Origin of the sequence: Arthrobacter silvisoli (genome assembly GCF_003369445.1) — a bacterium.
Taxonomy (GTDB): domain Bacteria; phylum Actinomycetota; class Actinomycetes; order Actinomycetales; family Micrococcaceae; genus Arthrobacter; species Arthrobacter silvisoli.
On sequence record NZ_QRCU01000032.1, the window covers coordinates 91,053 to 106,016 of the forward strand.

General features: G+C 63.2%; 14 protein-coding genes. 6 read left to right on the plus strand and 8 right to left on the minus strand.

Going from position 1 to position 14,964, the window contains the following annotated elements; genetic code table 11:
• Positions 1 to 479: 479 nt before the first annotated feature.
• The 8 genes from DWV11_RS08090 to rpmH all read right to left on the minus strand — a co-directional run bounded on the left by DWV11_RS08090 (position 480) and on the right by rpmH (position 6,181).
• Positions 480 to 1,748: a ParB/RepB/Spo0J family partition protein gene (locus DWV11_RS08090; protein ID WP_115788373.1), complete on the minus strand. Its 1,269-nt coding sequence runs from the start codon at positions 1,746 to 1,748 to the stop codon at positions 480 to 482.
• A gap of 65 nt (positions 1,749 to 1,813) precedes the next feature.
• The gene (locus tag DWV11_RS08095; protein ID WP_281269607.1) at positions 1,814 to 2,869 is read right to left on the minus strand and encodes a ParA family protein; all 1,056 of its coding nucleotides are present in this window, start codon (positions 2,867 to 2,869) and stop codon (positions 1,814 to 1,816) included.
• A gap of 96 nt (positions 2,870 to 2,965) precedes the next feature.
• Positions 2,966 to 3,616: a 16S rRNA (guanine(527)-N(7))-methyltransferase RsmG gene (gene rsmG / locus DWV11_RS08100; RefSeq protein ID WP_115788375.1), complete on the minus strand. Its 651-nt coding sequence runs from the start codon at positions 3,614 to 3,616 to the stop codon at positions 2,966 to 2,968.
• Positions 3,617 to 3,622: 6 nt separating this feature from the next.
• Positions 3,623 to 4,201, minus strand: a complete 579-nt coding sequence (locus tag DWV11_RS08105; RefSeq protein WP_115788376.1) for a Jag family protein — start codon at positions 4,199 to 4,201, stop codon at positions 3,623 to 3,625.
• A complete protein-coding gene (gene yidC, locus DWV11_RS08110; RefSeq protein ID WP_115788377.1) occupies positions 4,201 to 5,169 on the minus strand; it encodes a membrane protein insertase YidC in 969 nt (322 codons plus the stop codon). The genes DWV11_RS08105 and yidC overlap by 1 nt, the downstream gene beginning before the upstream one ends.
• A gap of 17 nt (positions 5,170 to 5,186) precedes the next feature.
• Positions 5,187 to 5,585, minus strand: coding sequence for a membrane protein insertion efficiency factor YidD (gene yidD / locus DWV11_RS08115; protein WP_210725694.1), 399 nt, complete (start codon positions 5,583 to 5,585; stop codon positions 5,187 to 5,189).
• Positions 5,578 to 6,003 carry a ribonuclease P protein component gene (gene rnpA / locus DWV11_RS08120; RefSeq protein WP_115788379.1) on the minus strand — a complete coding sequence of 142 codons (426 nt, stop codon included), beginning with the start codon at positions 6,001 to 6,003 and terminating at the stop codon, positions 5,578 to 5,580. The genes yidD and rnpA overlap by 8 nt, the downstream gene beginning before the upstream one ends.
• 40 nt (positions 6,004 to 6,043) lie before the next feature.
• Complete coding sequence (rpmH, locus tag DWV11_RS08125) at positions 6,044 to 6,181, minus strand: 50S ribosomal protein L34 (protein ID WP_074588526.1); 138 nt, start codon at positions 6,179 to 6,181, stop codon at positions 6,044 to 6,046.
• A gap of 457 nt (positions 6,182 to 6,638) precedes the next feature.
• Between rpmH and dnaA the strand changes: the two genes are divergently transcribed.
• From dnaA to gyrB, 6 genes are all read left to right on the plus strand, one after another.
• On the plus strand, positions 6,639 to 8,060 hold the full coding sequence (gene dnaA / locus DWV11_RS08130; protein ID WP_115788380.1) for a chromosomal replication initiator protein DnaA: 1,422 nt from the start codon (positions 6,639 to 6,641) through the stop codon (positions 8,058 to 8,060).
• Between the two features lie 561 nt (positions 8,061 to 8,621).
• Positions 8,622 to 9,746 (plus strand): DNA polymerase III subunit beta, encoded by a 1,125-nt coding sequence (dnaN, locus tag DWV11_RS08135; RefSeq protein WP_115788381.1) that lies wholly within the window; start codon positions 8,622 to 8,624, stop codon positions 9,744 to 9,746.
• A gap of 79 nt (positions 9,747 to 9,825) precedes the next feature.
• Entirely contained in the window at positions 9,826 to 10,710 is an 885-nt protein-coding gene (gene gnd / locus DWV11_RS08140; protein ID WP_115788382.1) for a phosphogluconate dehydrogenase (NAD(+)-dependent, decarboxylating), read from the plus strand.
• 23 nt (positions 10,711 to 10,733) lie between these two features.
• The gene (gene recF / locus DWV11_RS08145; RefSeq protein WP_115788383.1) at positions 10,734 to 11,927 is read left to right on the plus strand and encodes a DNA replication/repair protein RecF; all 1,194 of its coding nucleotides are present in this window, start codon (positions 10,734 to 10,736) and stop codon (positions 11,925 to 11,927) included.
• Positions 11,914 to 12,462, plus strand: coding sequence for a DciA family protein (locus tag DWV11_RS08150; RefSeq protein ID WP_115788384.1), 549 nt, complete (start codon positions 11,914 to 11,916; stop codon positions 12,460 to 12,462). Before recF ends, DWV11_RS08150 begins: the two co-directional genes overlap by 14 nt.
• A 400-nt stretch (positions 12,463 to 12,862) precedes the next feature.
• The gene (gene gyrB / locus DWV11_RS08155; RefSeq protein WP_115788385.1) at positions 12,863 to 14,938 is read left to right on the plus strand and encodes a DNA topoisomerase (ATP-hydrolyzing) subunit B; all 2,076 of its coding nucleotides are present in this window, start codon (positions 12,863 to 12,865) and stop codon (positions 14,936 to 14,938) included.
• Positions 14,939 to 14,964: the final 26 nt, after the last annotated feature.

Genomic DNA, 14,964 nt, shown 5'->3' on the forward strand with positions numbered 1-14,964 from the left:
ATAGGAAGTGCGGACAATCCGGCGGAGACAAGTTCCGGCATGGCACTGCACTATCCAGTACCCCAATCGGGTCGTAAGAGGCGCGGCGGGATAGCCGAGCGTTTCCCGCACAACCGCAGGGGCAGGCCATGGAAGTAGCGAAGGCTTCGAAGCCGTGCTTTCACGGGAAGGGGACGCGTCCCAATGACAACCCGAAACCGCAGGGGAGGACTCTACGGCCGTTCTCGTCCGAGCCTTTCAAGCATCGTTGGATGCAACGAACAGATAGCCTCCGACGCCAAGCCGATCCAGGAACCGCACAATCCGTAGACCATGCAGGAATCAGAACACACTCCGGGGGACACAGAATCACCCAGCCACAGGACGTTTCACGTGAAACGCATCCGCGTAAGACCACGCAAACCCCTTGGAAAAGGCACCACCTAAAGCAAAAGAGCGCCCCTCCAAAGTGGAGAAGCGCCCTTCTGGCCTCGGAGCCTCTATGACTCTGCACCCGGAGACAAAACGTCCATGATGCGGTTCAGATCCTCCACGCTCGCGAATTCAATGCTCACGCGTCCCTTGCGAGCACCAAGGGTGATCTTCACGTTGGTGTCCAAGCGATCGGAGAGGGAGGATGCCAGGTAATCCAGTCGCTCATGGCGAGCGTTGGGGCGCGGAATGTTGTTCTTTGCCGGCGCTGCAGGCTCCTGGTACAGCGCGACGGCTTCCTCGGTGGCACGCACGGACATGCCTTCGGCGACGATCTTTTGCGCCAGGCGCTCCATAGCCGCGGCATCCGGAAGGGCAAGCAATGCACGTGCGTGGCCAGCAGAAAGAACGCTGGCTGCGACCCTGCGCTGAACCAACGGCGGCAACTTCAGGAGCCGGAGAGTGTTCGAGACCTGCGGACGGGAACGGCCAATACGGTCGGCGAGCTCCTCGTGCGTGGTGCCGAAGTCCTCGAGGAGCTGCTGGTAGGCTGCTGCCTCTTCCAGAGGGTTCAGCTGGCTGCGGTGGAGGTTCTCAAGCAGCGCATCACGAAGAAGGTCATCATCGTTCGTGTCACGCACGATCGCGGGGATGGTTTCCAGCCCGGCAGCCTGGACTGCACGCCACCTGCGCTCACCCATGACCAACTCATACGGTTCTCCACCCTTTTCGGTTGAAGTACGTACAACAATTGGCTGGAGAACCCCGATTTCCTTAACGGAGTGAATAAGCTCCGCCATGTCGTCCTCATCGAAGACGCTGCGGGGTTGCTTCCGGTTCGGATGGATGTCCTGCACCGGGATTTCAGCGAACCGCGCACCGGGGACCTCAACGAGTTCAACCTCCGGTTCTTCAGGAGCGGAAGCCGCGTTTGCGGCAGTACTCCGCGCAGGCTTGGCCGTGGTCGTGGCCTTCGCCGCATCCTTCGCGGAAGAGGACTTAGCAGCGGCAGTCTTCGCGGCGCCGCCCTTTTCGTCCTTGGCGCGCGGAGCAGAAGCGGCTGACTCCGAAGCCCCTGGCTCAGAAGCACTTGCGCCCGAAGCCGGCTTGGAGGAAGTCCGTGGCACTGACTTAGCGGGAGGCGTTACCGGGGCATCCGCCGTCGTCGCTTCAGTCTCGGAAACGGAAGGCGCAGGTGCGGCCTTCCGCGCTTCCGGGAAGAACAGGTCCACCGGGCGGGAGGTGCCCCCGGCGCCGTTGCCTGCAACACCAGCCGAAGCCGAGCTGGGAATAAGGGCACCAAGACCCCTGCCCAAACCCCGTCGCTTTTCGCTCATGTATGTATCCCTCCAAAGGAACGGCAGGGAAGACCCGCCAAGGCTGTTGCAGTGTTTAGAGAAGTCTAGCGTTCAGCGATTTCTGCCGCGGCTTCCATATAAGAAAGGGCTCCGCTCGACGAGGAATCGTAGGTCATCACGGTTTGCTGGTAGCTCGGGGCCTCGGAAATGCGGACCGAGCGGGGAACCACAGCACTGAGCACCTGTTCCGGGAAGTGTTCACGCACTTCGGTGGCCACCTGGGCAGCCAGGTTGGTGCGGCCGTCGTACATCGTCAGGAGGATCGTCGAGACCACGAGGTCACCGTTCAGGTGCTTCTGGATCATCTCGATGTTCTTGAGCAGTTGGCTGAGCCCCTCGAGTGCATAGTATTCGCACTGGATCGGGATCAGGACTTCACTGGCGGCGCAGAAAGCATTGACGGTAAGCAGGCCAAGGCTCGGCGGGCAGTCGATGAAGATGAAGTCGAGCCGGGGTTCGCCGCTCTTCTCGCGTTCCTTCGCGTAGACGTCGATGGCCCTGCGGAGGCGCTGCTCGCGGGCCACCAGGGAAACCAGTTCGATTTCCGCTCCGGCCAGATGGATCGTGGCCGGAGCGCAGATGAGGTTGGGGACGTCAGGGCAAGGCGCGACAACTTCGCCCAAGGGCAAGTCGTTGATCAACACATCGTAGATGCTGTCGACGTCGGCATGGTGCTCGATGCCGAGCGCGGTGGAGGCGTTACCCTGGGGGTCGATGTCGATTACCAGGACGTTCAAGCCTGCCGAAGCCAGGGCTGCAGCGAGGTTGACCGTAGTGGTGGTCTTGCCGACGCCACCCTTCTGGTTGGAGACGGTGAAGATGCGCGTCTTCTCCGGTTTCGGCAGCTCCCGGTCAAGCAGGCGTTCCCTGCGGCGGGTCTCGTTGGCCAACTGGCGGGCAATGGGGCTGGAGTCGTCGATCAAGTCCATCACATTCCCTCCACCGCTAACGGTTGTTTCACGTGAAACTATCGAGTTATCAACCAAATTCGGGCTCATCTGACCCATGAGTCCCAGCGTGGAGGGCGCAGAGACTGCACGTGCGGACCCCAAGGACATAAACGGGGGGATCCGATGCGTGGAGGTTTCGCTACTGGCCACTGTCACACTCACTCTCATTTGGCGTTGGCTGCCGTTCTCTAGCCTAACGGCTTCGCCTAAGACACGCCGGACACAGCGCGGAAAGGCCGGGGGAAACTACGCGGATTTACCTGTCTTGTCGACCAGGACCTTGACCACCGTGGTGGGTTCCGCAAGCAGTTCCTCACCGCACACCACAACGCTGGTTTCGACTCCGCCAAGCTTCCGGATGACCTTGGCGGCCTTCTCGATTTCCTCTTCTGCGCTGCGTCCCTTGATGGCCACCAGTTCACCCTTGCCGTCCAGCAGGGGGATGGTCAGACCGGCGAGCTTACTCAGGGCAGACACCGCGCGGGCCGTGACGACATCGGCCTTCACCAGGCCCACCGCGAGCTCCGCACGGCTACGCATCACGGTGACGTTCGTGAGTCCGAGGTCGTCCACGACTTCCTGTAGCCAGATCACCCGCCGCTCCAACGGCTCGATCAGGGTCAGTTCAAGGTCCGGACGGGCAATCGCCAGGCAGAGCCCGGGCAGCCCGGCGCCGGATCCGACGTCGGCCACGTGACTGCCGTGCGCGATCTCCGATTCGATAACCGCGCAGTTAAGCACGTGGCGTCCCCACAGGCGGGGAATCTCCCGCGGGCCGATAAGCCCGCGTTCGATCCCCGACGTCTCGAGGTGCCCGACGTACCGGCGGGCCAGATCCAGGCGGTCGCCGAAGATTTTCTCTGCGGCCGACAGGTCCGCTGCAGTGATGTCCGCCATGATCCCCTAGTCGGCCGAAACCACGATGTGGCGGTTGGCGCCTTCGCCCTCGGACTCCGAGACGAAGCCGAGGTCGGCAACGGCGTCGTGTACGATCTTCCGTTCGTAAGCGCTCATCGGCGCCAGGGCGACGGCGGCGCCGCTCTCCTTGACCTTCGCGACGGCGTCCTCGGCGATCTGCTGCAACTCACCGGCGCGTTCCTTGCGGTAGCCGTTGATGTCCAGCACCAGGCGGGAACGGGTTTCCGTAGCGGAAAGCACGGAAAGGCGAGCCAGTTCCTGGAGAGCTTCGAGGACTTCGCCGTCGCGGCCGACCAGGCTCTCGAGGCCCTCGGAAGGTTCCTCCGCGGCGATGGAAATGTAGGTTCGGCCGTTGCGCACCTCAATGTCGATATCGCCGTCGATGTCGGCGATATCCAGGAGCTCCTCAAGGTAGTCCGCGGCGACGTCGCCCTCTTCTTCAAGGCGGCTGGCTGCACTTGCCTTGCCGGCGGGCTTCTCTTCTGCCTGGGATGACAGGGACTCGGTGGCCAGCTCTTCGTTCACGCCTTCAGCCTTCGTCTCTTCAGTGCTATCAACCGACATTACTTCTTCTTCCTGTTCTTGCGTTGTGGCTGGATGCGCTGGCCCTTGGGCTTCTCGGGCTCGGCCTCCGCCGGGGTCTCCTCGGCCTTCTTTCCGCCGAGGATCGGCAGCGCCGGCAAGCCCTTGGCGGCACGGCGCTCGGCAAGGGCCTTCGCGGCAGGGGAGCCGGGAGTCGGCATGCGGCGGATGACGAAGAACTGCTGGCCCATGGTCCACAGGTTGGTGGTGGTCCAGTAGATGAGCACACCGATCGGGAAGTTGATGCCACCCACACCGAAGACGACCGGCAGGATGTAGAGCATCATTTTCTGCTGGCGCATAAAGGGGCTGGCCATGGCCTCTTCAGACATGTTCTTGGCCATGATCTGCTTCTGGGTGATGAACTGCGAGGCCGTCATGGCGAGGATCATCACGATCGATAGAATCCACACAACCACCTGGTCGCCGCCGCCACCGCCGTGCAGGAGGGAAGCAGACAGGGGAGCTCCGAAGATCTTCGACTGGTCGAACTGCACCACTTGGTCGTGGCTCATCGCACCGATGCCGGCGCCCTGGTCCTTGGCCTGCGAGATACCGGAGAGCACCTGGAACAGGGCGAAGAAGAACGGCATCTGGATCAGCATGGGCAGGCAGGCCGAGAACGGGTTGGTGCCGTGCTTCTTGTACAGCGACATCTGTTCCTGCGCCATGGCCTGGCGGGACAGCTGGTCGGTCTTGCCCTTGTACTTATCCTGCAGCTTCTTCAGGTCCGGCTGCAGCAGCTGCATGCCGCGCTGCGCCTTGATCTGCTTGACGAAGACCGGGATCAGGGCGGCCCGAAGGACCAGCACGAGGCCGATGATGGACAGCGTCCACGTCCACCCGCTGGCGGCGGGCAGCCCGATGAAGCTCAATCCCTCATGGAAACCAACCATGATGACTGAGACCAACCATTTGAACGGAGCCATGATGGTTCCAAAGAAGTCCATACGTTATCCCTATTTCCTCAAGCCGCTTCCCGGCGGCCGTCTTCATCAGCCTGAGCAGCCAGGAACAGGTCCGGGTTGTTCAGTACAACAATTGTGGGCGTCTGGCCTTCGGGCCAGTGGCGGTGGCCGGCGGGGACGTGGTCCACGCCGCCGGCATTCCAGGGATGGCAGCGGGCGAGGCGCTTGGCGGCAAGCCAGCTGCCCTTGACGGCGCCATGGACCGTGACTGCTTCCAGCGCGTACGCGGAGCAGGAAGGAAAGAAGCGGCATACCTGGCCGTACAACGGCGAAACGATCCGCCGGTAGGTCTTCAGCAGCAGGATGAGGATGTTGCGGGGCAGGTCCCAGAGGACAGAAGCAATGGTCCTTGAGGTTAGGGCAAGGAAGCGGACGACGGCGGAGCCTAGCTCATGCACGCGGTGTCCCTTCCTGTCTAGTGCTGCCGTCGGGGTAGTTGCCCGTACGGTCCGGCAACGGCGGCGGAACCATTCCGCCAAGCCGCTTCCTGTTTGCTGCCAGAGCTGCGTTGAAATCGCCCAGCAGCTGTTCCCAATCCGCGGAAGCCGACGCCGGCAAGGCCCGGACAACTACGGCGAGTCCGGTTCCCTGGTTTTTCAACGCCAGCGCAGCAGCCTCCCTCAGTCTCCTCTTAACGAGGTTCCTGGTGACAGCGTTCCCGACAGTTTTGGAAACTATGAAGCCGAACCGGCTCGGTTCATCGGCAGCGATAGTTGCCGTATATAACACTAAGTTCCGGCGTCCATTGCGGACGCCGGAACGTACTGTTGTTGAAAAGTCGGTTGAAGTCCGCAGACGATGAGGGGTGGCAAGCACCGCTTGACTCGCTTGGGAAGGTAGACCGACGAGTCAGTTATTACGCCGACAGCTCGACGCGGCCCTTGCTGCGGCGGGCAGCCAGGATGGCGCGGCCGGCACGGGTGCGCATACGAAGGCGGAAGCCGTGCTTCTTGGCCCGACGGCGGTTATTCGGCTGAAAAGTCCGCTTGCTCACGTTAGTTACTCCAGTGGATCAAAGGTGCGCCCACCCGATCAAAAGGGGAAGAACTGGCCGACGCTAAGTTTTTTGTGCGTCCGCGCCCACCCAACGCCGGACGGTGCCGGAGATACAGGTGGCCGAAAGCGGACACATAGGACTTCACAACGTTAGGGCAAGAACACGCCGCGGGTCAAACCGGGAGGCCTCCTCCAGGCTATCCCCAGCTGTGCCAAAGTCGGGCCGGCAGCCTGTGGATGAAGTGGCTCACAGGGCCGTTTGGAGAACCACAACGATGTAATTATCCACAAGCAACTCCCCAGCTATCTTCTGGGGAATCCATCCCCTAGAGTGTCTCAGTAGCCGATTTTCCACGGACTGTGCATAACTCTGTGGATTCGGTTGGAATCCACCCTTGGTTCGGACTTTTCGGCTGCCGGCAATTCAGGCACACACGGACCAGAGGAACCACTTGATGACGGTAGACGAGACCAACCATGCCAATACTGTCGGAAGTTCCTGGCGCCGGGTCCTGAGCCTGCTTGAACAGGACGAGCGGGTCAGCCCCCGGCAGCGTGGTTTCGTCATCCTGGCCCAGGCCCAGGGCCTCATCGGTTCCACCCTCCTGGTGGCCGTCCCCAACGAACTGACCCGCGAGGTCCTTCAGACCCAGGTCAAGGACGCCCTCGACGATGCCCTGCGGAGTGTCTTCTCGGACGATATCCGCTGCGCGATCGACGTTGACACCGACCTGGTGCCCGTCCACGAAGAGCCGGCTCCCGCCGTCGAGCTTTCCGCCGGAGCGGATGACGCCGTGGAACTGCGGCCGCAACCGACCCCGCCCAGCACCTCCCACGAATTCGGCCGTCTGAACCCGAAGTACGTTTTCGACACGTTCGTGATCGGGTCGTCCAACCGATTCGCCCACGCTGCCGCGGTGGCCGTGGCCGAAGCGCCGGCGAAGGCCTACAACCCACTGTTCATCTACGGCGACTCGGGGCTGGGCAAGACGCACCTGCTGCACGCGATCGGCCACTACGCCCGCCGGCTCTACGGCGGGATCCGGGTCCGGTACGTCAACTCCGAAGAGTTCACCAACGACTTCATCAACTCGATCCGCGACGACGAAGGCGCCAGCTTCAAGACGACCTACCGGAACGTCGACGTCCTGTTGATCGACGACATCCAGTTCCTGGCCGGCAAGGACCGCACCCTCGAAGAGTTCTTCCACACCTTCAACGCCCTGCACAACAACAACAAGCAGGTTGTCATCACCTCCGACCTGCCTCCGAAGCAGCTGGCCGGTTTCGAAGACCGCATGAAGTCCCGCTTCGAGTGGGGCCTGCTCACCGACATCCAGCCGCCGGAACTCGAAACCCGTATCGCGATCCTTCGCAAGAAGGCCCAGAACGAAGGCCTGTCCGCCCCGGATGACGCCTTGGAGTACATCGCGTCCAAGATCTCGAGCAACATCCGCGAACTCGAAGGCGCCCTGATCCGCGTCACGGCATTCGCCAGCCTCAACCGCCAGCCGGTGGACGTGGCCCTGGCCGAAATGGTCCTGAAGGACCTGATCACCGACGACGGCGCCCAGGAAATCACCGCGGAGCAGATCCTGAAGCAGACGGCGGACTACTTCAAGCTCAGCATGGAAGAGCTCTGCAGCAAGTCCCGCACACGGACCCTGGTGACCGCACGGCAGATCGCGATGTACCTGTGCCGGGAGCTGACGGACATGTCCCTGCCGAAGATCGGGCAGGAACTCGGCGGCCGCGACCACACCACCGTGATCCACGCTGACCGCAAGATCCGCGAACTCATGGCCGAACGCCGGGTCATCTACAACCAGGTCACGGAACTGACCAACCGCATCAAGCAGCAGCAGCGCGATTCCTGAGCGCCGCTTCGCGAAGCGCTGCGCCGCCACTACATACCTTATTAACAGGTGCATGTGGATAAGCCTGTGGACAGTTAAGGGGAGAACCGCGGTTAATGGGCTTAAAACCCTTAAGGCGCCTGTGGATCGTTAAAAACCGCCCTGGGGGTTGTCCACGTCCACACCCTGTTTAAAACCCAGGCTGCCCACACGCCGTGAACAAGCCTTAACCCCGGATCCCCGCGGCAAAATGCGGTTATCCACAGTTTCCACAAGGGTTATTAACACTACTAATCCCAAAAAATCCAGATCCCTCAAACAACAATCTCCTTCCGACCGCCCCGTCCCGCAGATCCTGGCGGTGCTGCGCACCCGCCAGCCCATTTGAGGGATGGGTTAATGCCAGGACTTCCGGCTAAGCTGTCAGCATCGTGTCCCTCAGGGCCGGATTTCTTGTCATTCGCGGTGTACATACCGGACAAGCAACCGTTCCAAGGGGCCCATGGAGCTCTTCGGAGCTTCCACCAGAGCATTGGCAGTAGCGATCGCGTATGCGACAGCAATGAAAGGCGGCACCCTTCCGTGAAGTTCAGAGTCGACCGGGATGTCCTGGCAGAAGCCGTCACGTGGACAGCCCGATCCTTGTCTCCGCGGCCGCCGGTACCTGTTCTCTCCGGCCTCCTGCTCAAAGCAGAAGCCGGTACCGTCAGCCTTTCGAGCTTCGACTACGAGACCTCCGCACGGCTTGAGATTCCAGCGGACATCACCACCGAAGGCACGATTCTCGTGTCCGGCAGGCTGCTCGCAGACATCTGCCGCAGCCTGCCCTCCGCACCCGTCGACGTCGAAACCGATGGGAGCAAGGTGACCCTGAGCTGCCGCCGAAGCAGCTTCCACCTCGCGACCATGCCCGAGTCCGAATATCCGCCGCTTCCTGCGTTGCCCGCCGTCAGCGGCACCCTGCCCGGTGACGCGTTCGCCCAGGCGGTGTCGCAGGTCATCATCGCTGCCAGCAAGGACGACACCCTGCCGATCCTGACCGGCGTCAGGATGGAAATCGAAGACGAGCTGATCACCCTCCTGGCCACGGACCGCTACCGGCTCGCCATGCGCGAAGTGCCCTGGAAGCCCGTCAACCCGGGCATTTCCACGAGCGCCCTCGTGAAATCCAAGACCCTCAACGAAGTCGCCAAGACGCTCGGCGGCAGCGGGGACATCAACCTCGCGCTCTCCGACGACGACAGCAGGCTGATCGGCTTCGAAAGCGGCGGCCGCACCACCACCTCGCTGCTGGTGGACGGCGATTACCCGAAGATCCGTTCACTGTTCCCGGAATCCACGCCGATCCACGCCACCGTGCAGACCCAGGAACTCATCGAAGCCGTCCGGCGCGTCTCCCTCGTGGCCGAACGCAACACCCCGGTACGTCTCGCCTTCACCCCGGGCCAGCTGACCCTCGACGCCGGCACCGGCGAGGACGCCCAGGCTTCCGAAGAACTCGAAGCCCAGCTCACCGGCGAAGAGATCACCGTCGCGTTCAACCCGCACTACCTGATCGAGGGACTGAGCGTCATCGAGAGCAAGTTCGTGCGCTTCTCGTTCACCAGTGCACCCAAGCCGGCCATGATCACCGCCCAGGCGGACGCTGACGGCGACGACCAGGATGACTACCGCTACCTCGTAATGCCGGTCCGCCTGCCCAACTAAGCCGCCGGACCAAGCGCCGCGCAAGCAGGCTGCGGTTCCGCATTCCGCCACCCACCCCACGCAGAAGAGAGTTCACACCGTGCACATCGGATTGATCGGCCTTGGAAAAATGGGCTTCAACATGCGCGAACGCATGCGGAACGGCGGCATCCAGGTCACGGGCTTCGACCGCAACCCCGAAGTCACCGATGTCGCCACCGTCGATGAGCTGATTGCCGCCCTTCCGATCCCCAGGATCGTCTGGGTGATGGTTCCGGCCGGTGAGATCACCGATGCCGTGGTGACCGAGCTCGGCGAAAAACTGAACACCGGCGACATGGTGATCGACGGCGGCAACTCGCGGTTCACGGAAGACCAGAAACACGCGGAATTCCTCGCCTCAAAGGGCATCCGCTTCGCTGACTGCGGGGTTTCCGGCGGTGTCTGGGGCCTGCAGAACGGGTACGGTCTCATGGCGGGCGGTTCGGCTGAGGACATCGAACTCGCCATGCCGGTCTTCGATGCCCTCCGCCCCCAAGGAGAACGGGCCGACAGCTTCGTGCACGTGGGTGGCGTCGGCGCCGGCCACTACGCCAAGATGGTGCACAACGGCATCGAATACGGCTTAATGCAGGCTTACGCCGAAGGCTACGAGCTGCTCGCGGCGAAGGACATCATCGATGACCTGCCAGGCACATTCCGTGCCTGGCAGAAAGGTACCGTGGTGCGCTCCTGGCTGCTGGACCTCATGGTAAAAGCCCTTGACGAGGATCCGGGCCTGGCTTCGATCGACGACTACGTGGAAGATTCCGGCGAAGGCCGTTGGACCGTGGAAGAAGCCATCGCCAACGCGGTTCCCGCCCCGGCCATCACCGCAGCGCTCTTCGCACGTTTCGCTTCCCGCGAAGAAACGTCCCCGGCCATGAAGATGGTGTCCGCCCTGCGCCACCAGTTCGGCGGGCACGCAACCCGTCCGTCCAGCTAGGCAGCCGGAGGCCGGCAGCACGCGTGTACCTCGAACACCTCTCGCTGAGCGATTTCCGCAGCTACGCCCAGGTTGACCTGAAACTCGGCCCGGGAGTGACTGTCCTGGTCGGCTCCAACGGGATCGGCAAGACCAACCTGATGGAAGCGATCGGCTACTTGGCCACCCTGGGTTCGCACCGAGTCAGCACGGACGCCCCGCTCATCCGGTTCGGGAGCGAACGCGCCATGATCCGGGCGAAACTCGTGCGCGGCAGCCAAGCGACCGTCGTCGAACTCGAAATCAACGCGGGACGGGCAAACCGCGGGCGGATCAACCGTGGAAATCCGCTCCGTGCGCGGGACATCCTGGGCATCTGCCAGACCGTGCTGTTCGCCCCCGAGGACCTGGCCTTGGTGAAGGGCGATCCGTCCAACCGCCGCCGCTTCCTGGATGAGATGCTTGTCAGCCTCCTTCCGGCGCACGCTGCCACCCGCGCCGACTATGACCGGGTACTCAAGCAGCGGAACGCCCTGCTGAAATCCGCCCGCGCCGGCCGCTTCACCGCCGGGCATGAGGCGACGCTCGACGTCTGGGACCAACACATGGCCCGGGCCGGTGCCGAACTGCTGCACGCGCGGCTTGAGTTGGTGGAACGGCTCCGTCCGCACCTCCAGCGGGCATATGCCCAGCTCACGGACGGGTCCAAGGAAGCAAACGCACTGTACCGCTCGACCCTCCAAGGCGTCCTGGACGACGACGGCGGCCTGGCCGACGGGACGACGGCGCCCGGCGACGGGGTGGAGGATTTGCGGCAGCTGAGCATCGAGCAGCTCACTGAGCGGTACGTCCACGCTTTCGCGGCTGCGCGCCGCAAGGAACTTGAGCGCGGCATTTCCCTGGTGGGCCCGCACCGGGACGAGCTCGATCTGCTGCTTGGTGAGGCCCCGGCAAAGGGCTACGCGTCGCACGGCGAAACGTGGTCGATGTGCCTGGCCCTCCGCCTGGCGTCCTACTACGTCATGCTTGATGACTCGCTGACCGGCGGATCGGCCCCGATCCTCATCCTTGATGACGTTTTCGCGGAGCTGGACGTGCAAAGGCGGCGTAAACTTGCGGCAATAGTCGCCAGTGCCGAGCAGGTACTGGTAACGGCCGCCGTTGACGCCGATATCCCCGAAGAGCTGGCCGGACGGCGGGTGAAGGTTGTCCCCGGAGGCATAGATGGTGAAGGATGACGGCGGACTGCAACCCGGCCGCGACCCCGATCGGATCGACGCCGCCCAGGCTGCCCTGAACCGGATGCGCGAGGCTGCTGCAGCCCGCGGCGAAGTGCGCCGCGCCGCCCCGGGAAAGGCCGCCCCGAAGCGGAAGGGGCTGCGGGACACCCGCGGCTTCAGCCAGTTCCATGGCACCGGCCGGGATCCCCTGGGCCTGGGCAAAGTCGTCGGCCGCCTGGTCGCCGAGCGGGGCTGGACGTCCCCGGTGGCCGTTGGATCGGTCATGGCGGAATGGGATGCCCTGGTGGGACCGGAAATCTCAGCCCACTGCACGCCGGAGAGCTTCACGGACACCACCCTGCATGTCCGCTGCGACTCCACGGCCTGGGCCACGCAGCTGCGGCTGCTGAATTCCAGCCTCCTGGAACTTTTCCGCAAGGAGCTCGGCGAGGGCGTGGTGACGGCGATCCATGTGCTCGCCCCGACGGCGCCGAACTGGCGGAAAGGCGGCCGCAGCGTCAACGGCCGCGGCCCGCGGGACACCTACGGCTGATCGATTTTCCGCTCTCCGCGGACGCTTCCCGAAAATCGCGCACAGCGGCTTGGAACGCACCATGGCCGTATAGCTCCCCGACTAGTGCCGTTCGGGGCGGTTCCAGACGGGGCCAGCGGCCTGCCAGAGGCAGGTTTATCCCGAACCGCCCCGGCCAAATCGGGCTTGGACGCCTCGGCACGATAGAATCGGGGATAGACAACTGGGCGCCGGCGAACAGTTGATTGGCCCCGCAGCAAAGCACCTTGGCTGCGGATCCGCCAGTCAAGGGGTCGTCGGCGCTATCAGTGGCGTCCCCTGTTGGCGGCCGCCGCATCCTTGGTGAGTGTCCTTCCCGGACCCCTGCCCTCGTGTGCGGTGACGGCCGGCGACCATCGAACAAGAGGAGTCGAAAGCGCCTGTGGCTAACGACAATGCAGAGATTTTGGCAGCTGAGTCCGCAGAGGACATTGCCAGCATTCCGGATGCGTCCGCCGGTGCCCGGGAGTACGGCGCCAGTGACATCACGGTGCTTGAAGGCCTTGAGGCAGTACGCAAGCGTCCCGGCATGTACATCGGATCCACTGGTCCGCGGGGCTTGCACCACTTGGTCTATGAAGTGGTGGACAACTCCGTCGATGAGGCCTTGGCAGGTTACTGCAGCCATATCGAGGTGACGCTTCAGGCCGATGGCGGCGTCAAAGTCGTCGACGACGGCCGCGGCATTCCCGTCGATATGCACCCCACCGAGGGCAAACCCACCGTCGAGGTGGTCATGACCATCCTGCACGCTGGCGGCAAGTTCGGTGGCGGTGGCTACGCGGTATCCGGTGGCCTGCACGGCGTCGGCATTTCCGTGGTGAACGCACTCTCACGCCGGGTCGACACCGAAGTCCGGCGCCAGGGCCACGTCTGGCGGATGTCCTTCGCCGACGGCGGAAAGCCACAGGGCGAACTGGTCAAGGGCGAGGCCACGGATGAGACCGGTACCTGCCAGACGTTCTACCCCGACGGCAGCATCTTCGAAACCACCGAGTTCGACTTCGAGACCCTCCGTGCCCGTTTCCAGCAGATGGCCTTCCTCAACAAGGGCCTGCGGATCACCCTGACGGACGAACGCCCCGTCAAGCAGGCCGACGGCGAGGACCTGGACCTTGACGCGGTCTCCACCGAAGGCGAAGTCCCGGCCGAGCACCGTACCGTGGTCTACCAGTACGACGAGGGCTTGCTGGACTATGTCAAGCACCTGAACTCGAGCAAGAAGGTGGACATCGTCCACGAGGACGTCATCGCCTTCGAAACCGAAGACACCGAGCGGCACATCGCCGTCGAGGTCGCCATGCAGTGGACCACCGCCTACTCCGAAAGCGTCCACACCTACGCAAACACCATCAACACCCACGAAGGCGGCACACACGAAGAGGGTTTCCGCGCGGCAATGACCTCGCTGATCAACCGCTACGCGCGCGAAAAAGCCATCATCAAGGAGAAGGACGACAACCTCACCGGTGACGACATCCGTGAAGGCCTGACCGCTGTTATCTCCGTGAAACTCTCCGAACCGCAGTTCGAAGGGCAGACCAAGACCAAGCTCGGCAACTCCGAGGTGAAGGGCTTTGTGCAGCGCGTGGTCACCGACCAGTTGGGTGACTGGCTCGAGCGCAACCCGGGTCCGGCCCGCGACGTCATCCGCAAGGCCATCCAGGCCGCCCAGGCCCGCATGGCCGCGCGCAAGGCCCGCGACAATGCCCGCCGCAAGAGCCCGCTGGAATCCTTCGGCATGCCCGGCAAGCTTTCGGATTGCTCCTCGAAGGACCCCTCGCGCTGCGAGGTGTACATCGTGGAGGGTGACTCCGCAGGCGGTTCCGCAAAGCGCGGCCGGAACCCGGAAACCCAGGCCATCCTGCCGCTGCGCGGCAAGATCCTCAACGTGGAGCGCGCCCGCCTGGACAAGGCACTGGGCAACAACGAAGTCCAGTCCATGATCACCGCCTTCGGCACCGGCATCGGCGAGGACTTCGACATCTCCAAGCTCCGGTACCACAAGATTGTGCTCATGGCCGATGCCGACGTGGACGGCCAGCACATCACCACCCTGCTGATGACCCTGCTGTTCCGCTACATGCGTCCGCTCATCGAGAACGGCTACGTGTACCTTGCCCAGCCCCCGCTGTACCGGATCAAGTGGTCGAACGCGAACCACGACTACGTCTACAGCGACCGTGAACGCGACGAAACCATCCGCAAGGGCACGGCGATGAACAAGCGCCTGCCCAAGGACAACGGCATCCAGCGCTACAAGGGCCTCGGCGAAATGGACTACACCGAACTCTGGGACACCACCATGGATCCTGACCGCCGCACCCTGCTCCAGGTCACCATGGAAAACGCCGCGGCCGCGGACGAGATCTTCTCCGTGCTGATGGGCGAGGACGTGGAGTCGCGCAGGAACTTCATCCAGCAGAACGCCAAGGACGTCAGGTTCCTGGATATCTAAGAGGCTTCCACCACCTTAGATTCCTG

Bases quoted from the DNA above. Each gene is read 5' to 3' on its own strand.
- DWV11_RS08090 (WP_115788373.1), bottom strand. From the start codon at position 1,748: ATGAGCGAAAAGCGACGGGGTTTGGGCAGGGGTCTTGGTGCCCTTATT.
- rsmG (WP_115788375.1), bottom strand. From the start codon at position 3,616: ATGGCGGACATCACTGCAGCGGACCTGTCGGCCGCAGAGAAAATCTTC.
- DWV11_RS08105 (WP_115788376.1), bottom strand. From the start codon at position 4,201: ATGTCGGTTGATAGCACTGAAGAGACGAAGGCTGAAGGCGTGAACGAA.
- yidC (WP_115788377.1), bottom strand. From the start codon at position 5,169: ATGGACTTCTTTGGAACCATCATGGCTCCGTTCAAATGGTTGGTCTCA.
- dnaA (WP_115788380.1), top strand. From the start codon at position 6,639: ATGACGGTAGACGAGACCAACCATGCCAATACTGTCGGAAGTTCCTGG.
- DWV11_RS08150 (WP_115788384.1), top strand. From the start codon at position 11,914: ATGGTGAAGGATGACGGCGGACTGCAACCCGGCCGCGACCCCGATCGG.